A 25,052-nucleotide genomic window follows, 5' to 3' on the forward strand; every position below is an offset into this window, starting at 1 on the left:
TGGGGGTGTCGTTGCAGCTCGGACACTGCCCGCAGAAGGTTGTTCCGTCCATTAGATCTAACCTGGGCTTAACACAGGTGTCACAGATGTAATTGTCTGGCGCCCCACCGGTCGAGCAGGCGGAACCCCATGCGCTCGTTGACGGCCAGCATGTGGGCGTTCGACTCGGCGTTCCAGGTGACCACGTGCTTGACGTCCGGCTCCAGCTCGCGCAGCTGCAGGGCGTTGTCCAGCTTGACCAGCAGGCCGAGCCGGTGCCCGCGGTGCTCGCGCAGCGCCACGGTGTCGTTCTGGTGCGCCCAGCCGCCCTGCCGTTCCGGCGACACGCTGATCGCGGTGAAGGCGGCAGGGGTGCCGGTGGCGTTGTGCCTGGCCAGGACGTTGCTGAACCGCCAGCCCATGGCCAGCTCCCGCTCCTGGCGCTCGGCGAACCGCTCGGGGGTCCAGACCTCGTCCTCGCGGTCCAGCCCGTCGAGCGGGGCGTCGTTCATGCCGTTCATCAGCACGGCCATGTCGGCCATGAGCGCGTCGGGGATGCGCGAGGGGAGCCGCTCCAGCGTGTAGCCGCGGGCCGCGGCGGCCGTCTCGTCGCGCAGCCGTTCCCAGGCGGGCCAGTCCACCTGGCTCAGGTCGAGCAGGCGGCGCGCCTCCTGCAGGCCGACCTCGGCGCCGAGCGAGGTGAGGAACGCGTCGCCCGCGCTGCCTGCGACGGCGCTGGCGTTGATCGTGGTACGGCCCAGCTCCTTGGCCCGCGCACTGGCGTGCGCGAACAGCGCGCTGCCCACCCCCTGGCGTCGTTTCTCCGGGAGTACGCAGAAGGGGAACAGGATCGCCAGGTGCGTGTTGTCCGTGGTCGGGCAGCGCAGGCTGTACCAGCCGCCGTCCGTCACCCAGGCCTCGCGCAGCTCGGCCGGGTCGGGGACGAGGAGCACCTGCTCCAGCTCCTTCAGGGTCATGGGCGGGCCGGGGATCTCGGCGTAGGCGGCGACGAAGATCCGGTACAGCTCGGGGAGCATCGCCGGGTCGAGCGGGAGAACCTGCATCGGATCAGCCTTCCTTCAGGGGGAGTTGCCATTCGTTCCACTCGTCCAGCAGCTCGAAGCCCATGGCCTCGTTGATGGCGAGCATGTGCGCGTTGGAGGTGGCGTTCCACGTCACGACGCGGTCGATGTCCTGCTGCGCCTCGCGCAGCCAGAACAGGTTGCTCAGCTTGAGCAGCAGGCCGAGGCGGTGGCCGCGGTGCCCGTCGAGGACGGTGGTGTCCGCCTGGCGGGCCCAGCCCCGGTGCTCGTGCTCGTCCAGGTAGATGCGGGTGTATCCGGCGGGAGCGCCGTCGGAGATCCGCCTGGCCAGCGTGGAGTAGGTGAGCTGGGCGGTCGGCACCAGGGTGTCCTCGGAGATCTTGACCCGTTCGACGTCCCAGTCGACGTCGTCGATGCCCTCGGCGGACGGCGCGTCGTTCATCCCGGCCATCATGGTCGACAGGTCGGGCAGCAGCTCGGACGGCGCGGGTCCGAACCAGCGCTCCAGGCGGTAGCCGTCCGCCTCAGGGGTCATCGCGCGGAGCTTGTCCCAGTCGGCGGTGCGCAGGTCGAGCACCCTGCGGGCGTCGGAGAGGCCGACCGAGAACCCGCGCGCCCCTGCGAACGGGGAGTCCGCCGGGGCGATGGTGGTCAGCAGGGTCCTGCCGTGCGCGCGGATCCGCTGCGCCGCGTGCTCCAGCAGCGCGGTGCCCACCCCGCGCCGCTGCGCCGCCCTGCGGACGACGAGGTCGTTCAGCTCGCCCAGATGGGTGTTCTCCCGCCGGGGCAGCGCCAGGCCGAACCCGCCGACGACCTCGCCCTCGCTGGTCGCGACCCAGGCCTCCAGCTTCTCGTCCGACCAGCCCTTGGTGATCATCCAGGCGTAGTTGAGCGCGGACATGGTCGGCCCCGGGAGGTCGCTGTAGGCGTCGCGGAAGGCGGCGTAGAGGCCGTCGAGCAACGGGCCCGGGCGGTCGAGGTCGAGCTGCTGGATCTGCATCCCTCCAGGGAAGCTCACCGCCGCCGTCCGGGGCGACCGGTTTTCAGTCCAGCGGGGGGTTGGCCAGCTTGGCCCGCTCCAGGGCGAGCTCGTTCCACCACTGGCCGTCCGGCGGGGCCTTCGTGGAGTGCTCGGTGTCCGGTTTGCCGTCGCGCTCGCAGGGGCCGTACGACACGCCTGGCTCGGTGATCCACAGGTAGGCGTCCACCAGCGGGTCCGCGGTGCGCGTGCTCGGGCGCTCGCCCATGCCGCGGCCTGGGGGGTTGCACCACTCCATGGGGTCCTTGTACGTGTCGCCCGGGTTCCACTCGCCTCGGCCGTTGCGTGCGGTGTCGAGGACGAAGTGCTTGCCGTTCAGCTGGGCGGACAGGCGTTTGCCGTAGGCGATGAGCTTGGGGGTGTCCTGGTAGCCGGAGGTGTTGAGGTGGAAGCCGTCGGCTCGTCCGACGCCCGCCCTGGTGAGGCGGTCGGTCATGAGCTTCAGCTCGGGCCAGCCGTCCTGGCCGCCGTCCAGGTAGACGGCGGTGTTGGGGCCTTCCTTCAGCTCTCGTACGGCGTCGCTGATCGTTTTTAGCCGCTCCTGCTCGGTACCGGGGAAGGTCGGGCAGGAGGGGGTGCCTGGGATGCGTTGGAGGGCGTTGGGCTCCATGATCACTACTGCTTTGGCGTCGCCCAGTTTGGTCGCCAGGTCCTTGATCCAGGTGAGGTAGGTCGTGGTGTCCTTGGCGCCTCGGTCGGAGCAGTCGGCGTGGGGGAGGTAGTCGGTCACGAACACGGGGACGCCTTGGGCGCTCTTCAACTCTTCCGGGAGGCGGGAGAGGTCGGGGCCGCTCAGCCAGAGGGCGTAGGGGATGTCGGCGAGTTTGCGCATGAGGGCGGCGTCGGCTGGGCGGGTGGTTTGCCACTGGTCGGCCTGCTCGCGGGCCAGGTCGAAGGGCGGGGACCAGAGCTTCACATCGTCGGCCAGCAAGGGGTTGCCCTTCGTCACCGTGCTGCCCGGTGTCGGCGCTGTCTCGCCATCGCCTGCAGTCCACGGGTGCGTCAGGAGGATCGCTGTTGCCACTGCGATCACCACTGCGGTTCCGCCCACCCACCAGCGCCTCCCTTTGCGGCTGCCCGCCGTACGCAGGGCGCCGGGCTCCGCCGTACCACCACTCGCCGCACCGGCGCCTGGAAGAGCCGCTTGGGGTTCTTCCGGGTCGGGTTCGGCGAGGGTGCTCAGGTTGTTGAGGAGGTCTTCCGCCGTGGGGCGGGCCGCCGGGTCCTTCGAGAGGGCCCTCTCCACGAGGGGTCTCAACGACGGGGGTAACGCGGTCAGGTCGGGGGTCGCGTGGGCGATGCGGTAGAGGACGTTGGGGACGGAGCCGCCGCTGAACGGGGAGGCGCCGGAAGCGGCGTACGCCACCACGCACCCCCACGAGAACACGTCCGAGGCAGGCGTGATCGCGCCCCCGCCCACCTGCTCGGGCGACATGTAGGCAGGCGTCCCGACGATCGTGCTGGTCAGCTCGCCGTCCGCCAGCTGCGCCACCCCGAAGTCGATGACCTTCGGCCCCACCCGCGACAGCAGCACGTTGCCCGGCTTGAGGTCACGGTGCACCACCCCGGCGCCGTGGATGGCACGCAGGGCCATGGCGATCGACGCGGCCAGCCCGTCCAGTGCCGACCCGCGCAACGGGCCCGACTCCTTGACCGTCTCCGCCAGGCTCGGCCCCTCGACGTACTCCGTGACGAGGTAGGCCAGCTCCCCGTCCACGTCGGCGTCCAGCACGGCGGCCGTGCAGAACCTGGCCACCCGCCTGGCCGCCGCCACCTCCCTGGCGAACCGGCGCCGGAAGTCGGGGTCGGCGGCCATCCTGGCGTGGATGACCTTGACGGCCACCCGCTCGCCGCCCTCGGACTCGGCCAGGTACACCACGCCCATGCCGCCCGCGCCGAGCCGCGCGACCACCGTGTAGGCGCCGATCCGGCGCGGGTCGCCGTCGTGCAAGCCGTCGGAAGAACCGTCGTGTAAGCCGTTCACCGTTACTGCTGGTAGCCCTCGACCTCGCTGGCCGGGCGCGCCGACGCGACGTCAGGGTCCTCGCCCACGCCGCGCCTGGCCCGGCGCTGGCGCAGCAGGTCCCAGCACTGGTCGAGCGCCACCTCCAGGTCCTTCACCCGGGCGTGCTCCTCGTCCGTGCTGAGCTCGCCCGTCTGCAGCCGCTCGCGCAGCGAGTGCTCCTCGGCGACCAGGTCCTTGATGCGGCTCAGAATCTCGTTGTCCTGCATGATCGGAACTCTAACGGAAGGTGGGTAGAACGGCCTTTATGACAGGTATTGCGCTGGTCAGGAAGCCGGGACCCCGGGTGGCCGAAGGCATCGTCACCCACATCGACAGGCAGCCCGTGGACGCGGAGCTGGCCGCCGTGCAGCACGAGGGGTACGTGGCCGCGTTGCGCGCGGCCGGGTGGGAGCCGGTGTACGTGGAGCGGGCCGACGACCTGCCCGACGGGATCTTCGTGGAGGACGCGCTCGTGGTGTGCGGGCGGCGTGCCGTACTCACCAGGCCTGGGGCGCCGGAACGGCGGCCAGAGGTGGACAGCGTGGAGCGGGCGGTCAAGGAGCTGGGCCTGGAGACGGTCAGGATCGAGCCGCCGGGCACGCTGGACGGCGGCGACGTGCTGCAGGTCGGGACGACCGTCTACGTGGGCAGGTCGGGGCGCACCAACGACGAGGGCATCGCGCAGCTCGCCGCGCTGCTGCCGGACAGGACCGTCGTGCCGGTCGACTTCCGCGACGTGCTGCACCTGAAGTCGGCGGTGACCGCGCTGCCCGACGGGACGTTCATCGGCTCGAACGCCGACCTGCCCGGGGTGATCGCCCCGCGGGAGGAGTCCGGGGCGCACGTCCTGCCGCTGGGTGGGAACCGGGTCCTGATGGCGGCCTCGGCGCCCCTGACGGCGCTGGAGCTGGAGCGCCGAGGCTTGGAGACGATAAAGGTTGATATATCGGAGTTTGAGAAGATCGAGGGATGCGTCACGTGCCTGTCGGTTCTCATCATGTGAGATCGCGGGCAGGGGTTGCTGAGACGTCTGGTAACGTGCAAGGCATGCTGCGCGGGCTGCTTCTTCTTAGCTGCCGCGGCGGGGGCCTCTAGGCCGGCTCCCTCGCCGCGGTGCGAGTCATGCGCGTCGGCCGTTCGATTCGACCGACGAGGAGCATCTCCCATGAATGAACAGCAGCCCAGCTCCATGCCCATCCATCGGTACCAGCCCTTCGAACCCGTCAGGCTGACCGACAGGACGTGGCCCGACCAGGTGATCACCAAGGCGCCCCGCTGGTGCGCGGTGGACCTGCGTGACGGCAACCAGGCGCTGATCGACCCGATGGACGCCCACCGCAAGCTGCAGATGTTCGAGCTGCTGGTGAAGATGGGCTACAAGGAGATCGAGGTAGGTTTCCCGGCCGCCTCGCAGACCGACTTCGACTTCGTCCGCCAGATCATCGAAGAGGGCCGGATCCCGGATGACGTCGTCATCCAGGTGCTGACGCAGGCCAGGCCGGAGCTGATCGAGCGCACCTTCGAGTCGATCGAGGGCGCCAAGCAGGCCATCGTGCACCTGTACAACTCCACCTCCACGCTGCAGCGCCGCGTGGTCTTCGGACAGGACCGCGAGGGCATCACCGCCATCGCGGTCGAGGGCGCCAAGCTGGTCAAGAAGCTGGCCGACGCCACCGACGTGGACGTGTTCTTCCAATACTCGCCCGAGTCCTACACGGGCACCGAGCTCGACTACGCGGTCGAGATCTGCGACGCCGTCAACGAGGTGTGGCAGCCCACCCCCGACCGCAAGGTCATCATCAACCTGCCGGCCACCGTCGAGATGGCCACCCCGAACGTCTACGCGGACTCCATCGAGTGGATGCACCGCCACCTGAAGAACCGCGACTCGATCGTCCTGTCGCTGCACCCCCACAACGACAGGGGTACGGCTGTCGCCGCGGCCGAGCTCGGCTACATGGCAGGGGCGGACCGCATCGAGGGCTGCCTGTTCGGCAACGGCGAGCGCACCGGCAACGTGTGCCTGGTGACCCTCGGCATGAACCTGTTCTCCCAGGGCGTCGACCCCGAGATCGACTTCAGCGACATCGACGAGATCCGGCGCATCACCGAGTACTGCAACCAGCTGCCCGTGCACCCGCGCCACCCGTGGGGCGGCGAGCTCGTCTACACCGCGTTCTCCGGCTCGCACCAGGACGCGATCAAGAAGGGCTTCGAGCACCTGGCGGCGGACGCGGCGGCTGCCGGGGTGCCGGTCGACTCCTTCACGTGGGCCGTGCCGTACCTGCCGATCGACCCCAAGGACATCGGCCGCACCTACGAGGCGGTCATCCGGGTCAACAGCCAGTCGGGCAAGGGCGGGGTCGCCTACATCCTCAAGGCCGACTACCAGCTCGACCTGCCGCGCAAGCTGCAGATCGAGTTCTCCAGGGTCGTGCAGGCACGCACGGACGAGCAGGGCGGCGAGGTGACGCCCGCCGAGATGTGGGCGATCTTCACCGACGAGTACCTGCCCAACCCGGCCAACCGCTGGGGCCGCCTCGGCCTGATGGCGCACCGCCACGAGTCGACGGTCGAGGACAAGGGGGCGGCGGGGCGCAGCCTGGGGGGAGATATACGCGACAAGATCAGCGCCGACGTGCGGGTCGACGGGGAGATCCGCGAGATCTCCGGCGTCGGCAACGGCCCGATCTCGGCGTTCATCGACGCGATCGCGGCGGTCGGCATCCAGGTGCGGGTGCTCGACTACGTGGAGCACGCGATGAGCGCGGGCACCGACGCCAAGGCGGCGTCCTACGTCGAGTGTGAGGTCAACGGTCAGGTCCTGTGGGGCGTCGGCGTCGACGCCAACACCACGACCGCCTCGCTCAAGGCCATCATCTCCGCCGTGAACCGGGCATCCCGCTGAGCTTTCCCCGCCCACAAGGCGCACGACCCTTCCGCCCACAAGGCTTCTGACAGGCGCGAGCCCCAGGCAACCCCTGGACACCTCGCGCCTGCCCGCATGTCTACGTGTTGAGGCCCAGCATCCAGGCCTGGGTGCGCATCGAGTGGTCGAAGGCGGCCGTGCGGTCCTCGATGGTGTTGTTGAACTGGCCGAACAGTTCGAAGTTGACCCAGCCGAACAACCCTGTCCACACCGACAGCGCGCGCAGCACCACCGGGTCGGGGACTCCGTGCATGAGTTCCTTGAGGCCCGGCGCCTCCGCTGACAGCTCGGCGGGCACCGCGGGCGCCCCGGGGGGGTCGGTGATCGCGCCGTCGGCGTACGCGTCCCGGATGACCTTGCTGTAGACGGTCACGTCGCGCAGCCTGGCCGCGACCGTCTCGGCGGGCGCCTGGTAGCCGGGCACCGGCGAGCCGTACAGCAGCGCGTACTCGTGGGGGTGCGCCAGCGCCCACGTGCGGACCGCCCGGCATACTGTCAGCCATCGCTCCAGGTGGCTGCCGCCGGTGAAGGCGGCGTCCGCCTGCTCCACGGCCGCGCCCAGGGCGTTGTAGCCGTCGATGATCAGCGCCGTCAGCAGGTCATCCTTGGTGGCGAAATAGCGGTAGATGGCGGACGAGACCATGCCCATCTCCCGCGCGACCGCCCTGAGGGACAACCCGTCGGCGCCATGGCTGGCCAGTTGGCGTCGGGCGATGTCGGTGATCTCCCGGGTGAGTTCGGCTCTGACCCGCTCTCTGGCGGTACGGCTGGCAGTCATGGGACGACCGTATCAGAGCACTGAGAAAAAAGGAGAGCACTGCTCTTGACGAACAGTGCTCTTTTGAGAGAGCATTGCTCTCGTAAGCGAATGACCCTGGAGGTCGGAAATGCTGGCAATCGCCAAGGGCGCCAACCTGGCCCTGATGTTCTTCCTGGAGTTGGGCGTCCTCGCCGCGGCGGGCTACTGGGGCCTGTCGGTGAGCGACAACTGGGCGATCAAGCTGCTCGTCGCCCTCGCCGCGATCGCCCTGTTCATCGCCGTGTGGGCGGTGTTCGGCGCGGCGGCCAACGCCAGGATCCCGCTGACCGGCATCTGGCGGGCCGTCCTCGAGATCGGCTGGTTCGGCGGCGCGGCCGCCCTCCTCTACGCCGCCGGCGCCACCACCCAGGCCGTCGTCTTCGCCCTCGTCTTCGTTCTCAACGCCGTCCTCCGCATCGTCTGGAAGCAGGTCTGATCATGGGTAAGCACGTCATCGTCGGTTCCGGCCAGGTCGGCACCCACCTCGCCGTCAAGCTCCGCGACCAGGGCCACGAGGTCGTCGTCGTCACCCGCTCGGGCAGCGGCCCGGACGGCGTGACCAGGGTCGCCGCCGACGTCGCCGACCAGGCCAGGCTCAGCCAGATCGCCCAGGGCGCCGACGCCATCTACAACTGCGTGAACCCGAAGTACCACCGCTGGCTGACCGACTGGCCGCCGATGGCCGCCTCGTTCCTCGCCGCCGCGGAGTCGTCCGGCGCCGTGCTGGTCGCGCTGGGCAACCTCTACCCGTACGGTCCCGTCGACGGTCCCATCACCGAGGGACTGCCGCTCGCCTCCACCAGCCCCAAGGCGCAGGTCAGAGCCAAGATGTGGCAGGACATGCTGGCGGCGCACGAGGCGGGCCGGATCAGGGCGGTCGAGGTGCGCGGCTCCGACTACTTCGGCCCGGGCGCGACCGACCAGTCCTACCTGGGCGACCGCTTCGTGGTGCCGCTCAAGGCGGGCAAGGCCATCCAGCTGGTCTTCCCCGCCGACATGCCGCACAGCTGGACCTACCTGCCCGACGTCGCCGACGCGCTCGTCGTGGCCGGCGCCGACGAGCGCGCCTGGGGCAGGGCGTGGCACGTGCCCACCTCCGAGCCGCAGACCTTCCGCCAGATGGGCACCAGGATGGCCGCGATCCTCGGCATGCCGGAGCCCAGGTTCTCGATCCTGCCCTGGCCGCTCGTGCGGGTCGTCGGGCTGTTCAACCCGATGATCGGGGAGCTGAAGCACACCCGCTACCAGTTCGTCGCGCCGTACGAGCTCGACTCCACGCCCTTCCAGCGGACGTTCGGCGTGGCGCCCACGCCGATGGACGAGGCGCTGAAGGCTACGCTCGACGGATGAAGATTGCCATGATCGGCCTGGGCGACATCGCGGAGAAGGCCTACCTCCCCGTGCTGAGCGCCCAGCCGGGTCTCGACCTCCACCTGTGCACCCGCAACCCGGAGACCCTGGACCGCCTCGGCGACGCCTACCGCGTCGCGGGGCGGTCCTCGTCCGTGGACGACGTGATCAAGGCGGGGGTCGAAGCCGCGTTCGTGCACGCGGCGACCTCGGCCCACCCGGCGATCGTGGAGGCGCTGCTGCGGGCCGGGGTCCACGTGTACGTGGACAAGCCGATCGCCTACAACCTGGCCGACTCCTCTCGCCTGGTACGGCTGGCGCGGGCCGAGAACCGGTCGCTGATGGTCGGGTTCAACCGGCGGCACGCCTATGCCGATCTGGCCACGCTGCCCAGGAACGTGATCCTCATGGAGAAGAACCGTGACAACCACCCCGACGACCCCCGCCGGGCGATCTTCGATGACTTCATCCACGTGGTCGACACGCTGCGCTTCCTGGCCCCGGGTACGGTGACCGGCACCCAGATCCGCACCCGCGTCGTCGACGGGCTGGTGGAGCACCTGATGCTGGAGCTGTCCGGCGACGGCTTCACCGCGATCGGCGTCATGAACCGGGTGGGCGGCGCCTCGGAGGAGAGCTGCGAGGTGATGGGCGGCGGTATCAAGCGGCGGGTGGTCAACCTCGGTGACGTGATCGACTACGCCGGGGGCGAGATCCTGGTGCGCCGGCCCGACTGGGTGCCGGTGTCGCGTCAGCGCGGGATCGAGCAGGCCTGCCTGGAGTTCCTGTCCGCTGTGCGGTCCAGCCTCGTCATCGACGGGGAGGACGCGCTCGCGTCGCACGCGATCTGCGAGCAGATCGTCGAAGCCGCGCGCTGATGGACCTGGGCTCCCTGAAGGACCTTGAGGTTTCAGAGGGCTGGGGAGGTTTTGTCCGGTGATCGCCTACTCGCCAGGCGGTAAACGTTGGTTTACTGTCGAAGGGTGACTGAGCTGACAACCGTGCCGCTGCACATGCGGCGAGCGGGGTTCGACCCGGATCCGGCGCTTCAGGCGCTCCGCGACGACGAAGGGGTCAGGCGCGTCACCACCCCGCTGGGCGTGGACGCCTGGCTCGTCACCCGGTACGAGGACGTCCGCGCCGTCCTCGGCGACTCGGAGCGGTTCATCATCGGCAGGCACGGGCTGGTCCAGAACCCGGCCGCGCCGCCGCTGTCCCCCGAGGAGCTGGCGGAGTTGCGGGCGGGCAACCTGCTGGCCTTCGACCCGCCCGAGCACACCCGGCTGCGGCGCATGCTGACCGGCGAGTTCACCGTACGGCGGATGCGGCGGCTGGAGCCGCGCATCGAGCAGATCGTCGAGGATCACCTGGACGCCATGGAGGCGGCCGGTTCGCCCGCTGACCTGGTGTCCGACTTCGCGCTGCCGATCCCGTCGCTGGTGATCTGCGAGCTGCTCGGCGTGCCGTACGAGGACAGGGGCGGGTTCCAGGAGCGGACCGCCAAGATCCTGGACACGTCGGTGCCGATCGCCGAGCGGCTGGCGCTGCAGCAGGAGTCGCGCGCGTACTGGGCGTCGCTGGTCGCCCGCATCCAGGCGGAGCCGGACGACGGGCTGCTCGGGATGCTGGTGCGTGAGCACGGCGACGACCTGACCGCGTCCGAGCTGGTCGGGATCGGCAGCCTGCTGCTGGTGGCGGGGCACGAGACGACGTCCAACATGCTCGGGCTGGGGACGCTCGCCATGCTGCGCCATCCGGAGCAGCTCGCGCAGATGCTCAAGGAGCCGGACGCGGCGGTGGAGGAGCTGCTGCGGTGGCTCACCATCGTGCACTCGGGGACGATCAAGCTGACCACGGAGCCGGTGACGGTGGGCGGGCAGGAGATCGGCGAGGGGGAGCTGGTGATGTGCGCGCTGGCGGCAGCCAACCGGGACCCGAGCTTCCTCGCCGACCCGGACGTGCTGGACTTCTCCCGTGGCGCGCCGGGTCACCTGGCGTTCGGCCACGGGGTGCACCACTGCCTGGGGGCGCCGCTGGCCAGGATGGAGATGCGGATCGCCTTCCCCGCCCTGTTCCGCCGCTTCCCAGGGCTGCGCGAGGCCTCGACGGAGACGCACTTCCGCGCGTATCACGTCGTCTACGGCCTGAGCTCGCTGCCGGTCGCCTGGTAAGAGCCCCCTCGGGGGTTGAGGGCCCTTAACCTCCTGGGGGCTCTCAACCCTTGAGGGCTTGGTGGCGCATGGCGTGGTCGGCCCTGGTGATCAGGGAGCGGTTCAAGCGCGAGAGGACCGTGAAGCCGGCGGGATCCGCGAGTGGGCTGGAGGAGGAGACCACGCCGTAGACCGTCGAGCCGCGCACCGCTGGGCCGCCGCTGCTGCCCGAGGCGGCCTGGCAGTTGCGGGTCACCAGCACCCCGGGCCCGCGCCCACCGCCCTCGCCGAGGTCGCCCACGCACCTGTAGAGGTCTCTGCCGGGGTAGCGGTGCCCGATCGGGTAGCCCAGGAGTTCGACCCCGGTCACCGTACGCCCGCGCCCCAGGACGGCGGGTCGCAGGCCGCGGCCGGTCACCGACTCCAGCGTCCGCCCGCGCCTGGCCACCCCCACCACCCCGACGTCGTACGGCAACTGCCGGGACGAGAAGGGCCGGGACCCCCACCGGCGAGGCACCCACATCCGTACGGCCCGCCACCAGCCGAGCCGCGCCCGCCCGTCCTCGAACCCCGGCGCGAAGGCGACGCGCCGCATCGGCGTCCCGTCGTGGTTCAGGCAGTGCGCGGCCGTGAGCACGAGGCTGCGGCTCCCCGACCTGATCACCGAGGCCCCGCACAGCAGGTCGAGCCGCGAAACCGGATCATGCGCGTACAGCACCCCGGTGAGCCGGTGGACCCCGGCGTACGGGCGGGGGACCGGCGCGTACCCGAGCTCGTCGCCGCCAGGCGTCATCAGCCTGGGCTCGGGAACGGTCATCGGGCTGACGAGCAGATTGAACGCGACCAGCAGCCTGAACACCCCGGAACCCCTTCGAGTTGATCTTCCAACTCTAGGCGCCGGGCTCCCGGCGCCCGTTTCCGCGACGCCGGGAATTTACCCAACCTGGGCCTACCGCCCCGACAGGTACTCCGCCGACAGCGCGCGCAGCCGCTCGTGCGCCGACTCGTACACCCCAGGACCCTTCAGCACGCTCTTGGCGACCTTGGCCACCATCGTGTAGTTGGTGTCGCACACGTTGCCGACCGGCGCCTCGCCCGCCTGGCTGATCAGCTGGTAGGCGTCCAGCTCGTCCAGCCCGGTGAGCGACGCCGACCAGGTGACCAGGTCGTGCTGGCTGATGCGGTACGCGTCCTCCAGCGGCCTGGCCGAGCCGGTCGACATCAGGTGCAGGTCGTCCTCCATGCGCGGCCACGGCGTGGCGACGCCCTTGATCAGCTCCACCGCGACCACGGTGTTCATGGCCGCCTCGACCGCCGTGCCGCAGACCTCGCCGTGCCCCTGGCGGGCGTGGCCGTCGCCGATGGAGAACAGGCCGCCCTCGACGTTGACACCCAGATAGACGGTCACTCCCGCGCGCAGCTCAGGGGTGTCCATGTTGCCGCCGTGCGCGTCCGGCGTGATGGTCATCCTGACCTCGTTCGCCGCCGGGGCGACCCCGACCGTGCCGTGCATCGGGTCCAGCGGCAGCTCGACCGTGAAGTCGCTGTTGCGCGCGTGGTAGACCGCGACGTTGCGGGCCAGGTCGATGTCGTAGCGCCAGACCCGCTCCTCCAGCGGCGGGTGCAGCATCGCCGTGGTGTGCGTCGTCGTCAACGCCCCGAAGTGCGGGAACGTCGTCGACATCGCCCAGTCGCGGGCCGGGACGATCTCCACGAAGTGCAGCGCGATCGTGTCGCCCGGTTCGGCGCCCTCCACGTGGAAGGGGCCGGTGACGGGGTTGAGATAGGGGAACTCGCACACCTGCGACGGCAGGTCGTCCACCGACCGCACCCTGCCGCCGAAGCAGTCCTCCGTGGACAGCTCGATGATCGTGCCAGGCCGTACCTTCCCGACCGGGGCGCGCCCGCCGAAGGTGTAGCTCAACTCGTCGGGGGAGGGGCGGTAGGACACGATGTTCATGAGACCTCCGAGGGCAGGGTGGGCTTCCGGCCGAGAGCGTAGCTGGCGCCCAGCACGACCAGGCCGACGCCGAGCCAGATGAACCCGACGAGCTGCGCCCACACGTTGGCGTTGATGACGACGAAGACGAGGACGGCGAAGCCGATCACCGGCACCACCAGGTGGGCCAGCCAGTTCTTGCTGCCCTGCCGTACGACGAAGTGGTTGACCACGGCGACGTGCAGGACCAGGAAGGCCGTCATGGCGCCGAAGTTGACCAGCGAGCCGAGGATGCCGATGCCGCCCTCGACCAGGCTGAAGCCGATGCCGAGCACCAGCGAGACCCCGGCCACCAGGAAGGTGGCGTTGACCGGCACCTTGTGCTTCGGGTCGATCTGGGCCAGGAAGGCGGGCAACTGCCTGTCGCGGGCCATCGCGAACAGCAGGCGCGAGGTGGCCGCCTGGGCGACGAGCGAGTTGGCGAAGCCCCACGCGATCGCCGTGGCCAGGCCGGTCAGTACGGCCAGCCAGGGCCCGCCCGCGTAGGTGGCCAGGTCGGAGAAGACGTTGTCGGTGTTGGCTCCGGGGGCGAGCGCTTCCGCGCGCTTCGGCACCAGGAGGGCGGCGACCCAGGTCTGCGCGATGAACAGGATCGCGGCCAGGCCCAGCGCGGCGACCATCGAGCGGCCCAGGCGCTTGGCCTCCTCGCGGCTCTCCTCGGCCAGCATCGAGATGCCGTCGAAGCCCAGGAAGGACAGGACGGCCAGCGAGGCGGCGCCGAACACGACGGGCAGGGTGAAGGTCGCCGAGTCGTAGAGCGGGCTGAGCGCCCCGGCTGTCCCCTTGCCCTGGGCCAGCGCGACGACGCCGACGACCAGGAAGATCGCCAGCACGATGAGCTCGGCGGTCAGCATGACCCGGTTGACCTTGGCGGTCATCTGGATGCCCAGGTAGTTGACCAGGGTGTTGAGCGCCACGAAGATGATCACCCAGCCCCAGACGGGGATGAGGGGGACGATGCCGTTCATCACGCTGCTGGCCACGAGGTAGAGCAGGCCGGGCACGAGCACGTAGTCGAGCAGGATAGCCCACCCGGCCATGAACCCGACCGGGGCCGCGATCCCGCGCCCCGCGTAGGTGTAGACCGAGCCCGCCATCGGGAACGCCTGGGCCATCTGCGCGTAGGACAGGGCGCTGAAGGCCATCGCGACGAGCCCGATGATGTAGGCGAGGGCCACCATTCCGCCGGAGCCGTTGAAAACGCCCCCGAAGATGCCGAACGGCGCGATCGGCACCATGAAGATGAGGCCGTAGATCATGAGGTCGGAGAAGCTCAGAGAGCGTTGGAGCTCCTGGCGGTACCCGAATTGTTCGACGGTAGACATATTGGGCTCCTACGGTGCATGGGGGGCGATTTGCACCTTAGAACCAAAGCTTTCTAGTGAAAAGGTTTCTCCAGGAAGAATTCCAGGCCGTCGGCCCTTCCGAGGTGCACGGGCTGGCGCACCCGGCGGTTCTCCAGGGTCAGCAGCCCGCGCGCGCTCGTGATCGTCGTCCCGTCCGCGACCGCGTCCATGGCCGGTACGGCCAGCGTTCCCGCCCGCCGAGCCATCGCCGCGACCATCGCGACCGCCTCGTAACACCCCTGGCCGTGCCCGTTGAGCATGGGCGCGCGCGGGCCGAACCTGGTCGCGTAGCGCTCGGCGAACCGCAGGCTCGCGTCGGTCTCCAGCCCCTCGAAGTAGCCCATCGACGCGTACAACTCGCCCGATTCGTCGCCGCCGATGCCCATCAGCCCGTGCTCCTCCAGCGCGCCGCAAAGCCGGGCCGCCTGCAGGCCGCTGGCGGCGTAGGCGCGGTTGAACTGCATCAGGTCGCTGCCGATCAGGCTCAGCAGGATCGCGTCGGGTCTCGCCGACGCCACCTCGTCGAGCCAGCGGGTGGCCTCGCCGTACCTCACGAACCGCTCGCCCACGATCCGCGGCAGGTGGGGGCGCAGGCTGGCGTGCACCAGCCTCGGCCACACGTAGTCGTTGCCCAGCAGGAACCAGCGGCGCGCGCCCCTGCGCCCGATCAGCCACTCCACGGCCGGTCTGAGCTGCTGGCCGGGGGTCTCGCCGAGGAAGTAGACGCCCGGGGCGTGCCCACCCCCCTCGTACGGCGGGGCGTACACGAACGGCGCCCGGCCCGCGATCGCCCGGACCACGGCGACGCGGACGTCGCTCGCGTGCGTGCCGACCAGCGCCTCCACGGTGCCCGAGTCGAGCAGCCCGGCCACCTCGCTCGCCACCGCGGCCGGGGTGCGGCCGCCGTCGACGAGGACCAGCTCGACCCGCCTGCCGAACAGGCCGCCCGCGTCGTTGACCTCGTCGGCCGCCAGGAGGGCGCAGTTGATGGCGCACGGGCCGACCAGGCCGAGGACGCCGGACACCGGCACGACGAGACCGATCCTCACCGCCGTGGACGGCAGGAGTTTCGCCTCAACGGGGTCGACGGTCGGCGCCACGCCGACGAGTATCCTCCGGTACAGGCCTCAGGCGAAAGGACCGTTTTCCATGGTGACGACCGGGCTCGGGTCCTCTCTTGCATACCTGCTCAGCAGTGCTGAGCGGCTCGTCAACAAGGGGCTGGCGGCGGCGCTGGCCTCGGAGGACCTGGCGATCGAGCAGTGGCGCATCCTGCGTGCGCTGGCGGACGGGCGGGGTCACTCGATGGGCGACCTCGCTGCCGCGGTCCTGATGCCGCACCCCACGCTGACGAAGGCGATCGACCGGCTGATCGACCGGGCGCTGGTGTATCGCGGTCCGTCTGAGGGGGATCGGCGGCGGGTGGCGGTGTTTCTGGCGGATCGGGGGGAGGAGGTGCTGGCGCGGGTGGAGGGCTCGGTGGCGGAACACCACAGGCTCATCGAGGCCGCCTTCGGAACCGCCAGGACGGAACACCTCATGCACGACCTCGAAGCCCTGGTAAACGCCCTCGAATAACCCACCCGGAGAACCCCGGAGAATCCCCCCACTCCGGAGGACCCCCCACCCCGGAGGACCCCCCACCCCGGAGGACCCCCCACCCCGGAGGACGCCCCCTCCGGAGGACGCCCCCTCCGGAGGACGCCCCCTCCGGAGGACGCCCCCTCCGGAGGACCCCACCCCGGAGGACCCCACTCCGGAGAAACCCCCATCCGAGTGCCCCAACCCCACTAAGACTCCCTCGGCGGGGGCCTTGAACAGAACCTCCCGATGGGCGGGACCCCGCCCCCGCGACGCCGAGCCCCCGGCCCGAGCTCCCGGCCCGAGCTCCCGGCCAGGGCCCTCGGGGCACCGCTCGCTCACGTCCTACTCGACGCCCACATGACTCCGGCGCCCGCACCTCCGTGCCCGTGACACTGCGGATCCCGAGCCCCAGGGCCCCCACGATCCCGAGCCCCCACGACCCCCGAGCCCCACGACCCCCGAGCCCCACGACCCCCCCGCGACTCCCGGGCCCCACGACCCCGGGCCCCCACGACCCCCCGCGACTCCCGGGCCCCACGACCCCGGGCCCCCACGACCCCGGGCCCCCACGACCCCGGGCCCCCACGCCCCCGGGAGTCGTGGGGGTGGTTAGTTGACGCAGTCCTGGGTGGTGAGGCCGAGGGCGAGTTCGTAGACCTTGCCCTTGCTCAGCAAGAACGAGTAATAAGCCTTCTTGTTCCCCGGCACCTCCGTGTACGGGTACCCGCTGGCCGCCGTCTTGAGGTGCGGATACGCCGCCTTGAGCTGCTTCTTCGTCGACCCCAGCCCGATCCCCTCAGGCGTCTTCATCCCCTTCTGGGCGAAGATCAGCGCCACCCCCACGTTCTTCGAGATGTACACCCCCACGCTGTCCCGCCCCGTCGGGTGCGCCTTGAGGTCCCAGCCCGAGCACTGGCCCTTCATCTTGAGCGAGATCTTCCCCGTGGCCTTGGCGTCCTTCGCGCTCATCCCGAGCTTCACGCTCCCGTACCCGTACGGCCCCAGCGACGTCCGGGCCTGCGCCTGCGCCCCCGCGGGCGCCACGGACACCAGCAGTGCCGCACCGGCTACCAAAGCGGCCATTCTCTTGATCGTCATTTCGTCCTCCCTCTGTCCAAAGCTTGGATGTCGGCGAGGTGGGAAAGGTTCACCGCAGGGAGCCCTCGGTGAGGAGGACGCGATGTCCGTCGACCTGAACCACACCATCGTGCCGTGCCGGGACAACCAGGCGTCGGCCGAGTTCCTGGCCTCGATCCTGGGGCTGGAGGCCGAGCCCGTGTGGGGGCCGTTCGTCCCGGTGCAGACCGCCAACGGGGTGACGCTCGACTTCATGGTCAGTGACGATTTCGGGTGGCACCACTACTGCTTCATCGTCACGGACCAGGAGTTCGACGAGATCTTCGCGCGGGTGCGCGAGCGGGGGCTCGCCTTCTGGGCCGACCCGGGGCACAACAAGGCGGGCGAGATCAACCATCTGTACGGCGGGCGCGGGTTCTACTTCGACGACCCCAACGGGCACAACATGGAGGTCATCACCCAGCCGTACTCGCGGTGACCGAGGCCCGAGCGCCCCTTCATGAAGGGCAACTCTTCTGAAGGCGACCCTCCTCTGAGAGCAACCCTCTTCTGAGGGTGGCCCTCCTTTTGAGAGAGCCGGAGGAGGGGGAGAGCCGGAGGGAATGCGATGAGGGCCTGAGGAGGCCAGGGGTCTTGGGTGGGGCGTCAGGCGGTTAGGGTGGCGAGGATCTGGGCGGCGAAGGCGCGGGGGTGGGTGAGGTTGCCGTTGTGCCCGCCGGGAAACTCCACCACCGGAGCGCCCAGCACCTCGGCGAGGGCGAGCGTCTCGCGGTAGACGTACACGTCCTTGGGCGTCGTACGGCCGACAGCCGGGACGATGCGCGTGCCACTCGCCTTGAGCAGTGACACGTCAAGCTCGTCCTGCTGCACAGCGGTGAAGTCGTGCTCGATGAAATAGGCGAAGTTCGCCTCCCGCTGCGGCGTCATCGGCTGCGGCGTGAGCCCGGTCTCCGCGTCGTCCCCACCGGGCACGATCCCGAGGCTGGCCGCGATGGGCCGGATCGCCCCGGCCAGCCCCGCCTCCCGGTACAGCTCACGCAACGACCCGAGCTGCTCCCGATGCGCGTCCCCCGAGTCCAGCAGCCAAGGCGCCACCGGCTCGTGCGCCACCAACGTGGAAACCAGCCCGGGGTGCGACGCGGCGACGTGCAGCCCGATCACGGCCCCCATGCTGCACCCCACCATGACGGCAGGCCCGCGCCCGAGGTGGTCGAGCAGCTCGCGGACGTCCTCGGCGTGCTCGGCGATGCCGACCCCGCCGGAGGAAACGCTGCGGGACAAACCGCGCCGGTCGTAGGTGACCACGGTGTGGGTCTCGGCGAGCACGGTCGCCATGTCGATACTCCGCCCGGCGTCCCCCTCACCGCTCTCGGAGATCAGCAGGAGGGGACCATTTCCACGCATTTCGTAATGAATCATGGGAACACCATAACCCATCATTTTTGATGCATCAAGTCTGATGTATCTTGGAGAGCATGAACGGAGTAGAGCTCTTCCTGCTGGGCCGTACGCTCATGAAGATCGGTGAGGAGGCGATGCCGACCGAGGGCATCGGCGACCACTCCACCAGCGTCCGCACGGTGCTCGTCGTGGCGGGCGACGTCCGCGACCATCCCGCCACGACCGTCGGCGAGATCACCGCGCGCACCGGGCTGCCGCAGAGCGCCGTCTCCGCCGCGGTCGCCAGGCTGCGTACGGCGGGCTCGATCGTGACGGAGACCGATCCCAAGGACCGCCGCCGCACCGTCATCACCCAGGCGCCCGAGGTGTCGGGACGGGTCGCCGAGGTGCGCGCCGCCACGATCGACGACGCCCTCGGCAAGGCCCTCGACACCGAGGACCCCGCCCGCGTCGCCAGGATCGTGGCCCTCCTGGAACGGCTGGCGGCAGAGCTCGCGACCTAGAGCGTGTCCAGCCATGCCGTAAGGCGGCGGCCCTCCATCACCATCAGCTCCGGGTCGCGCAGCGCGTTGGTGAGCACCGAGATGCCCTGGTAGGCGGCGAGCAGCGCGACGGCCAGCTCGCGGGCGTCGTCGCGGCCCATCTCCTTGAACTGCCGCTCCATCCAGTCGAGGAACGTCCTGATCACCGCGCCGATCCGCTCGTCCAGCCCGTCGGCGCGCTTGTCGAGCTCGGCCGCGAGCGTCCCGGTGGGGCAGCCGTAACGGGCGGCCAGGTCGCGCTGGTCCACCCATCCGCCGACCATCGTCTTGAGCCGCTCCCGCGGGTCTGGCATCGCCTCGAGCGCCTCGATCATCGTGCGCAGGTCGCTGTCCTGCGCGTCGATGGCCGCCTCGACCAGTTGGTCCTTGGTCTTGAAGTAGTAGTACACGTTGCCGACGGGCACGTCGGCCGCGCGGGCGATGTCGGCGAGCGTCGTCTTCTCCACGCCCTGCTCGTGCAGGACCCGGGCGGCCGCGCTCGCCAGCCTCTCCCGCTTTCCCCCTCGCGAGTTAGTCACCTGACTGATTATAGGCTATGGTCGATTCAGTCAGCCAACTAACTCAACCGCAAGGACCTGACATGCCCCTCGTCAGCACGCTCGACTCGAAGATCTCCTACCGTGAGCTCGGCGCCGGAGCGCCGATCGTGTTCCTGCACGGCAACCCCACCTCCTCCTACCTGTGGCGTAACGTCATGCCCGCCGTCGGCGGCCGGACGAGGAAGCTGGCCCCCGACCTGATCGGCATGGGCGAGTCCGGCAAGCCCGCTATCGACTACACCTTCGCCGACCACGCCCGCTACCTCGACGCCTGGTTCGACGCGCTCGACCTGGACGGCGTCGTCCTGGTGGGGCACGACTGGGGCGGCGCGCTCGCCTTCGACTGGGCCTCGCGCCACCCGGGCAGGGTGCGCGGCATCGCGTTCACCGAGACCATCGTCAAGCCGATGACCTGGGAGGAGTTCCCCGAAGGCGGCCGTGAGCTGTTCAGGGCGATCAAGACGGAAGGGGTCGGCGAGGCGATGATCCTCGACGAGAACGCCTTCGTGGAACAGGGGCTGCCCGCCACCGTGGTCCGTCCGCTCGACCCCGCCGACCTCGACGCCTACCGTCGGCCGTACCCCACGCGGGAGAGCAGGGTGCCGCTGCTGAAGTGGCCCCGCTCCATGCCGCTGGGCGGCGAGCCGGCCGACGTGGTGTCACGGGTGGAGGCGTACGACACGTGGCTGGCGAACAGCCCCGAGGTGCCCAAGCTCCTGCTCGCCTTCGAGCCGGGCGTCGGCGCGATGATGACCGCCGAGCTCGTCGCCTGGTGCGCGGCCAACATGGCGAGCCTGGAGATCGAGCGGTCGGCGGAGGTGGCCGGGCACCACACGCCCGAGGACCACCCCCTCGCCATCGCGCAGGCCATCACCGCCTGGACGGCCAGGCACGGGCTGATCTAGACCCAGTGGTTGTCGTGACGCAGGTAGAAGTCGGTCTTCTCCTCGTCGCTCATCGACGCCATCTCGGTGATCCCCTCGAAATAGCCCTCACGCGGGGCTCCGGGAGCGAAGTGGATGAGCATCGAGGCGGGTTCGCCGGACTCGTTGCGGAAACCGTGCACGCCGCCGATCGGGACGTGCACCCAGTCACCCGGCGTGCAGTCGATCCACTCGTCGCCGTTGAAGATCTTCACGGTCCCGAGGAGCACGTAGAAGGACTCGGTGAGCGTCCGGTGGAAATGCGGCCCGGGGCCGGTCGGCCCCGGGCCCATGTTCCAGCGGTACAACCCGAACAGGCCCCCGGTCGAGGCGCCCGTCGCCAGGTAGTCGGCGGTGTTGCCGCTGGGGTAGACCAGTTCGTGCTCCTGCCCGTTGGGCCGGTAGGTCGCGCTGGTCTCACCCTTGTCGCCGAAATAGCGTGGCTCTGGATATGTCATGCTCGCGAGTCTCTCACCTGCCGCTGGAGCGACCCTGGACGGCCCGCCCCAGCGGTGAGGGTCAGGGGTAGAGCCCGCGCATCTGGTGGGCCTCGGCCACGCGGCCGACGCCGATGACGTGGGCCGCCTGGCGCAGCGTGATGCCGCGCTCCGCCGCCGTCGACTTCACCTCGCCGAAGGCGCCCTCCATGAGGTCGCGCAGCTTGACCTCGACCTCGTTGGCGCTCCAGGAGTAGGCCTGCATGTTCTGCACCCACTCCAGGTACGACACGATCACCCCGCCGGCGTTGGCCAGGATGTCGGGCACGATCGTGGTGCCCGCGTCGGTCAGGATCTCGTCCGCCTCGGGCGTGGTCGGCCCGTTGGCGCCCTCGACGATGAGGCGCGCCCTGATCCTCGGCGCGTTCTCCAGCGTGATCGCGCCTTCGAGGGCTGCCGGGACGAGGATGTCCACGTCCAGCTCCAGCAGCTCGTCCAGGCCGAGCGCGTCGGCGTCGCGGTAGGCGGCGATGCCGTTGGCGCGCAGCTCGGCCACGTCGAGGCCGTTGGCGTTGTACACCGCCCCGGACACGTCGGAGACCGCCACGACCTTGCACCCGGCGTCGGACAGGTACTGCGCCGCCAGCGCGCCGACCTTGCCGAAGCCCTGCACGGCGACCGTGACCCCGTCGGGGGAGCGGCCGAGCGCGGACAGCGCGGCGATCTGCACGCCGCGCGAGGTGGCCCCGGCCCTGCCCAGCGAGCCGCCCAGCGTCATCGGCTTGCCGGTGACCACGCCGGGCACCGAGTAACCGGCGTTGACGCTGTAGGTGTCCATGATCCAGGCCATGGTCTGCTCGTCGGTGCCGACGTCGGGGGCCGGGATGTCCTTCTCCGGGCCGATCAGCGGCAGGATCTCGTTGACGTAGCGCCTGGTGAGCCGTTCGAGCTCGCGGGTGGTCAGCGCGGTCGGGTCCACGGAGACGCCGCCCTTGGCGCCGCCGTACGGGATGCCGACCAGCGCGCACTTCCACGTCATCCACATGGCCAGCGCGGTGACCTCGTAGATGTCCGTGCCGGGATGAAACCGGATACCGCCCTTGGCGGGGCCGCGCGAGACGTTGTGCTGGACACGGAAGCCCTGGACGACGTCCATGCGGCCGTCCTCGCGGCGCACGGGCACCGATACGGTGAGGGAGCGGCGCGGAGTGGCGAGCATCGTGCGCAGGCCGTCGTCGAGGCCGAGCTGCGCGGCTGCCTGGTCGAGTTGGAAGAGGGCGGAATCGAGGGCCTGGCGGCCAGGGGTGATCAGGGCCGGCGTCCTTGACGGCACCATGACGGTCATGGAAGAGGATCCTCCTGTTATGGACGCCCTAAAAACGGGAAGGCGCCATTGCCTTACCTTTATGGGCGTTCTGTCGGGATCAGCCTAGAGCGGGGTGTTTGGCGTTGTATAGAGCGACTCGTTGCGTCTCTTGCTGCTCAACGGCTGATCTGTTGTCATCAATCCAAGCCGGTGATCGCGGGACTGGGAACGTGCCACTCTGGCACGCTGAAATTTGGGACTGTGCCGAACTGTCGCACCTGGGGGAAGCATGTCCGAGCTCGTGATCGGTCCGATGCTGCGCTACGTCGACTCCGCCAGCGCGTCGATCTGGGTGGAGACCAGCCAGCCGTGCCAGGTCACGATCGAGGGGCGCACGTCGCCCACGTTCACCGTGCACGGCCACCACTACGCCGTCGTCGACCTGCTCGACCTGACCGAGGACGTCGCGTCCTACAGCGTCCTGCTGGACGACACCGAGGTCTGGCCGCTGGCCGGGGCGGAACCCAGCCGGATCAGGCTGATCCCGCCCGAGGGGGTCAAGCGCATGGCGTTCGGCTCCTGCCGTACGAGCGTGCCCCACGACGCGGCGCACGTGCGCACGCACGGCGAGGACGTGCTGCGGGCCTTCGGCAACCACCTGGCGTTCGCCGCCGACGAGGAGTGGCCCGACCTGCTGCTGCTCCTGGGCGACCAGGTCTACGCCGACAGCCCCTCGCCCGAGATGCTGGAGTACATCCAGGCGCGCAGGGACACCGAGCCGCAGAAGGAGATCGCCGACTTCGAGGAGTACGCCGAGCTCTATCGCAGGGCGTGGACCGACCCGGAGATCCGCTGGCTGCTGTCCACGGTGCCCACCGCGATGATCTTCGACGACCACGACCTGCGCGACGACTGGAACACCTCCATGACGTGGCGCAGGAAGATGGCCAAGACCTCCTGGTGGAAGCGCCGGGTGATCGCCGGTCTCGGCGCCTACTGGGTCTACCAGCACCTGGGCAACCTGTCGCCGGCCGAGCGGGCGAGCGACCCGCTGCTGGCCGAGCTGGTCAAGGGCGGCGGCGCCGAGGCGCTCGACGCCTTCGCCGAGCGGGCCGACGCCGAGCCGAGCAGCAACAGGTGGAGCTACTCGCGCGAGCTGGGCGACACCAGGCTGATCATGGTGGACACCCGGTGCGCGCGCGACCTGACGCCAGGCAACCGGCGCATGCTCGACGCGGGGGAGTGGGCGTGGCTGGAGGAGCAGGTCAGGGCGCCCTCAGCGCGGCTGGTGATCGGCTCGTCGATCCCGTACATGCTGCCCGAGGGCGTGCACCACGTGCAGAACTGGAGCGAGGCCCTGTGCGACGGCAAGTGGGGCCGTACGGTGGCCCGGCTGTCCGAGGCGTTCAGGCAGGCCTTCGACCTGGAGCACTGGGCCGCGTTCCGCCGCTCGTTCGACGCCATGGCGCACCTGCTGAAGGAAGCCGACAAGCCGGTGATGATCCTCTCCGGCGACGTGCACTTCTCCTACGTGGCGCGGGCCGGGAAGATCTTCCAGCTCGTCTGCTCGCCGATACGCAACCCGCTCAGCCGTACGCTGCGCCTGGCCAACGTGTTCACCCAGTTCGGGCTGGCGACGCTGGTCGGCAGCTTCCTGGCGCGGCTGGCCCGCATCCCCAGGCCGCCGCTGAAGTGGCGGGTGACCAGGGGCCCGTGGTTCCAGAACGCGATCGCCGTGCTGCGGCTGCCCGACGAGGTGAGCTGGTGGGAGGCGTCGAGCGCCGAGCCGGGCAAGCCCATGTTGAACCGCATCGAGTCTGTACAACTGACGCATGACGAATGACCGCTACACCGCTTCCGTGGGCTTCTACGACCTCTGGCACGAGGACGGGCACGTGCCCGAGGTCCGCGCCGCGCTGCCCGCCCTCCTGTCCGGCGTACGGCGGAGCGTCCTGGAGATCGGCGCGGGCACCGGGCTGATCACCCTGACGATCGCCGACGCCGTTCCCGGCGAGGTGTTCGCGCTCGAACCGTCGGACGGCATGCGCAACGTGCTGCTCTCCCGGCTGGCCGAGCGGCGCGACCTGCTGCCCCGGGTGACCGTACTCCCGTATGGAGCCCTGGACCTCGACCTGGACGAGCAGGTCGAGGCCGTGGTGATGATCGCGGTGCTGTACCACTTCACGCCTTCTGAGCGGGTCGGGCTCTGGGAGCTCCTGGGGGAGAAGGTCGAGCCTGGCGGGCTGCTGGTGTTCAACTGGCGCGAGCGGCCGCCGCTCGTCGAAAGGCCCCTGAGGCTGGACCTCTCCTCGCAGGTGGGCAGGCACACCTACGAGATGTGGAGCGAGATCCTCGACGACACCACGGCGCGCTGGGTCTACCGGGTCACCCAGGGCGACCGGGTGATCAGCGAGACGAGCGAGACGGGGCGCGGCTACCGGGTCTCCCTGGAGCAGCTGCGCAAGGAGCTGAACGCGGCGGGATTCGACCAGGCCGACGCGCCCGAGCCGCTGTACGCGTGGCGCCGCGGGAAATAGTGGGAACCGGGTCCGATCATGCGGCCAAGTACAGGGTGACCGCATGAAACCCCCGAGAGGACCCGTT

26 protein-coding genes are annotated in these 25,052 nt (G+C 69.9%); 12 read left to right on the top strand and 14 right to left on the bottom strand.

Going from position 1 to position 25,052, the window contains the following annotated elements; all coding sequences use genetic code 11:
* Positions 1 to 80: 80 nt before the first annotated feature.
* From ACIBG8_RS52360 to ACIBG8_RS52375, 4 genes are read right to left on the bottom strand one after another with little or no spacing between them, the layout of a single operon-like run.
* Positions 81 to 1,043, bottom strand: coding sequence for a hypothetical protein (locus ACIBG8_RS52360; RefSeq protein ID WP_397350915.1), 963 nt, complete (start codon positions 1,041 to 1,043; stop codon positions 81 to 83).
* Between the two features lie 4 nt (positions 1,044 to 1,047).
* Positions 1,048 to 2,022 (bottom strand): GNAT family N-acetyltransferase, encoded by a 975-nt coding sequence (locus tag ACIBG8_RS52365; RefSeq protein WP_397350916.1) that lies wholly within the window; start codon positions 2,020 to 2,022, stop codon positions 1,048 to 1,050.
* Between the two features lie 43 nt (positions 2,023 to 2,065).
* A complete protein-coding gene (locus ACIBG8_RS52370) occupies positions 2,066 to 4,045 on the bottom strand; it encodes a glycoside hydrolase family 6 protein (protein ID WP_397350917.1) in 1,980 nt (659 codons plus the stop codon).
* A 2-nt stretch (positions 4,046 to 4,047) separates the two neighbouring features.
* A complete protein-coding gene (locus ACIBG8_RS52375; protein ID WP_397350918.1) occupies positions 4,048 to 4,293 on the bottom strand; it encodes a DUF2630 family protein in 246 nt (81 codons plus the stop codon).
* A gap of 38 nt (positions 4,294 to 4,331) precedes the next feature.
* Between ACIBG8_RS52375 and ddaH the strand changes: the two genes are divergently transcribed.
* Both ddaH and leuA read left to right on the top strand, forming a co-directional pair.
* Positions 4,332 to 5,069, top strand: a complete 738-nt coding sequence (gene ddaH, locus ACIBG8_RS52380; RefSeq protein ID WP_397350919.1) for a dimethylargininase — start codon at positions 4,332 to 4,334, stop codon at positions 5,067 to 5,069.
* A 162-nt stretch (positions 5,070 to 5,231) separates the two neighbouring features.
* Positions 5,232 to 6,974: a 2-isopropylmalate synthase gene (gene leuA / locus ACIBG8_RS52385; protein WP_397350920.1), complete on the top strand. Its 1,743-nt coding sequence runs from the start codon at positions 5,232 to 5,234 to the stop codon at positions 6,972 to 6,974.
* 100 nt (positions 6,975 to 7,074) lie between these two features.
* Here the strand turns inward: leuA and ACIBG8_RS52390 are convergent, their stop codons facing one another.
* Positions 7,075 to 7,773 carry a TetR/AcrR family transcriptional regulator gene (locus ACIBG8_RS52390; protein ID WP_397350921.1) on the bottom strand — a complete coding sequence of 233 codons (699 nt, stop codon included), beginning with the start codon at positions 7,771 to 7,773 and terminating at the stop codon, positions 7,075 to 7,077.
* 109 nt (positions 7,774 to 7,882) lie between these two features.
* Here ACIBG8_RS52390 and ACIBG8_RS52395 point away from each other — a divergent pair, with 109 nt between their 5' ends.
* The 4 genes from ACIBG8_RS52395 to ACIBG8_RS52410 all read left to right on the top strand — a co-directional run bounded on the left by ACIBG8_RS52395 (position 7,883) and on the right by ACIBG8_RS52410 (position 11,315).
* The gene (locus tag ACIBG8_RS52395) at positions 7,883 to 8,230 is read left to right on the top strand and encodes a YrdB family protein (protein ID WP_397350922.1); all 348 of its coding nucleotides are present in this window, start codon (positions 7,883 to 7,885) and stop codon (positions 8,228 to 8,230) included.
* Between the two features lie 2 nt (positions 8,231 to 8,232).
* Positions 8,233 to 9,144: an NAD-dependent epimerase/dehydratase family protein gene (locus ACIBG8_RS52400; RefSeq protein WP_397350923.1), complete on the top strand. Its 912-nt coding sequence runs from the start codon at positions 8,233 to 8,235 to the stop codon at positions 9,142 to 9,144.
* Positions 9,141 to 10,022, top strand: a complete 882-nt coding sequence (locus ACIBG8_RS52405; RefSeq protein ID WP_397350925.1) for a Gfo/Idh/MocA family protein — start codon at positions 9,141 to 9,143, stop codon at positions 10,020 to 10,022. Before ACIBG8_RS52400 ends, ACIBG8_RS52405 begins: the two co-directional genes overlap by 4 nt.
* 105 nt (positions 10,023 to 10,127) lie before the next feature.
* The gene (locus ACIBG8_RS52410; RefSeq protein ID WP_397350927.1) at positions 10,128 to 11,315 is read left to right on the top strand and encodes a cytochrome P450; all 1,188 of its coding nucleotides are present in this window, start codon (positions 10,128 to 10,130) and stop codon (positions 11,313 to 11,315) included.
* A gap of 43 nt (positions 11,316 to 11,358) precedes the next feature.
* Here ACIBG8_RS52410 and ACIBG8_RS52415 read toward each other — a convergent pair whose 3' ends face one another.
* From ACIBG8_RS52415 to ACIBG8_RS52430, 4 genes are all read right to left on the bottom strand, one after another.
* Positions 11,359 to 12,153 (bottom strand): trypsin-like serine peptidase, encoded by a 795-nt coding sequence (locus tag ACIBG8_RS52415; RefSeq protein WP_397350928.1) that lies wholly within the window; start codon positions 12,151 to 12,153, stop codon positions 11,359 to 11,361.
* Positions 12,154 to 12,243: 90 nt separating this feature from the next.
* On the bottom strand, positions 12,244 to 13,254 hold the full coding sequence (locus tag ACIBG8_RS52420; protein WP_397350929.1) for an acetamidase/formamidase family protein: 1,011 nt from the start codon (positions 13,252 to 13,254) through the stop codon (positions 12,244 to 12,246).
* Complete coding sequence (locus ACIBG8_RS52425; RefSeq protein WP_397350930.1) at positions 13,251 to 14,618, bottom strand: APC family permease; 1,368 nt, start codon at positions 14,616 to 14,618, stop codon at positions 13,251 to 13,253. Before ACIBG8_RS52425 ends, ACIBG8_RS52420 begins: the two co-directional genes overlap by 4 nt.
* A 53-nt stretch (positions 14,619 to 14,671) precedes the next feature.
* On the bottom strand, positions 14,672 to 15,739 hold the full coding sequence (locus tag ACIBG8_RS52430; RefSeq protein ID WP_397350931.1) for a substrate-binding domain-containing protein: 1,068 nt from the start codon (positions 15,737 to 15,739) through the stop codon (positions 14,672 to 14,674).
* Between the two features lie 49 nt (positions 15,740 to 15,788).
* On the opposite strand from ACIBG8_RS52430, the gene ACIBG8_RS52435 reads away from it, so the two are divergent.
* Positions 15,789 to 16,217 carry a MarR family winged helix-turn-helix transcriptional regulator gene (locus ACIBG8_RS52435; protein WP_397350932.1) on the top strand — a complete coding sequence of 143 codons (429 nt, stop codon included), beginning with the start codon at positions 15,789 to 15,791 and terminating at the stop codon, positions 16,215 to 16,217.
* Between the two features lie 615 nt (positions 16,218 to 16,832).
* On the opposite strand, the gene ACIBG8_RS52440 is transcribed toward ACIBG8_RS52435, so the two are convergent.
* Positions 16,833 to 17,321, bottom strand: a complete 489-nt coding sequence (locus ACIBG8_RS52440; RefSeq protein ID WP_397350933.1) for a hypothetical protein — start codon at positions 17,319 to 17,321, stop codon at positions 16,833 to 16,835.
* Positions 17,322 to 17,403: 82 nt separating this feature from the next.
* Here ACIBG8_RS52440 and ACIBG8_RS52445 point away from each other — a divergent pair, with 82 nt between their 5' ends.
* Entirely contained in the window at positions 17,404 to 17,778 is a 375-nt protein-coding gene (locus tag ACIBG8_RS52445; protein ID WP_397350934.1) for a VOC family protein, read from the top strand.
* 167 nt (positions 17,779 to 17,945) lie between these two features.
* On the opposite strand, the gene ACIBG8_RS52450 is transcribed toward ACIBG8_RS52445, so the two are convergent.
* Entirely contained in the window at positions 17,946 to 18,719 is a 774-nt protein-coding gene (locus ACIBG8_RS52450) for an alpha/beta fold hydrolase (protein WP_397350935.1), read from the bottom strand.
* A 56-nt stretch (positions 18,720 to 18,775) separates the two neighbouring features.
* Here ACIBG8_RS52450 and ACIBG8_RS52455 point away from each other — a divergent pair, with 56 nt between their 5' ends.
* Positions 18,776 to 19,204, top strand: a complete 429-nt coding sequence (locus ACIBG8_RS52455) for a MarR family winged helix-turn-helix transcriptional regulator (protein WP_397350936.1) — start codon at positions 18,776 to 18,778, stop codon at positions 19,202 to 19,204.
* On the opposite strand, the gene ACIBG8_RS52460 is transcribed toward ACIBG8_RS52455, so the two are convergent.
* On the bottom strand, positions 19,201 to 19,761 hold the full coding sequence (locus ACIBG8_RS52460; RefSeq protein ID WP_397350937.1) for a TetR/AcrR family transcriptional regulator: 561 nt from the start codon (positions 19,759 to 19,761) through the stop codon (positions 19,201 to 19,203). The two genes, ACIBG8_RS52455 and ACIBG8_RS52460, sit on opposite strands and share 4 nt — an antisense overlap.
* Before the next feature lie 62 nt (positions 19,762 to 19,823).
* On the opposite strand from ACIBG8_RS52460, the gene ACIBG8_RS52465 reads away from it, so the two are divergent.
* Positions 19,824 to 20,687, top strand: coding sequence for a haloalkane dehalogenase (locus tag ACIBG8_RS52465; protein WP_397350938.1), 864 nt, complete (start codon positions 19,824 to 19,826; stop codon positions 20,685 to 20,687).
* Here ACIBG8_RS52465 and ACIBG8_RS52470 read toward each other — a convergent pair.
* Complete coding sequence (locus tag ACIBG8_RS52470) at positions 20,684 to 21,163, bottom strand: cupin domain-containing protein (RefSeq protein WP_397350939.1); 480 nt, start codon at positions 21,161 to 21,163, stop codon at positions 20,684 to 20,686. The two genes, ACIBG8_RS52465 and ACIBG8_RS52470, sit on opposite strands and share 4 nt — an antisense overlap.
* A 61-nt stretch (positions 21,164 to 21,224) precedes the next feature.
* A complete protein-coding gene (locus tag ACIBG8_RS52475; protein ID WP_397350940.1) occupies positions 21,225 to 22,487 on the bottom strand; it encodes a Glu/Leu/Phe/Val dehydrogenase in 1,263 nt (420 codons plus the stop codon).
* Positions 22,488 to 22,737: 250 nt separating this feature from the next.
* On the opposite strand from ACIBG8_RS52475, the gene ACIBG8_RS52480 reads away from it, so the two are divergent.
* Together ACIBG8_RS52480 and ACIBG8_RS52485 are read left to right on the top strand one after the other, a co-directional pair.
* Positions 22,738 to 24,291, top strand: a complete 1,554-nt coding sequence (locus tag ACIBG8_RS52480; RefSeq protein WP_397350941.1) for an alkaline phosphatase D family protein — start codon at positions 22,738 to 22,740, stop codon at positions 24,289 to 24,291.
* Entirely contained in the window at positions 24,281 to 24,985 is a 705-nt protein-coding gene (locus ACIBG8_RS52485) for a class I SAM-dependent methyltransferase (RefSeq protein WP_397350942.1), read from the top strand. Before ACIBG8_RS52480 ends, ACIBG8_RS52485 begins: the two co-directional genes overlap by 11 nt.
* The last annotated feature ends 67 nt before the right edge of the window (positions 24,986 to 25,052 follow it).

Origin of the sequence: Nonomuraea sp. NPDC050556 (assembly GCF_044457355.1) — a bacterium.
In the GTDB taxonomy this organism is placed as follows: domain Bacteria; phylum Actinomycetota; class Actinomycetes; order Streptosporangiales; family Streptosporangiaceae; genus Nonomuraea.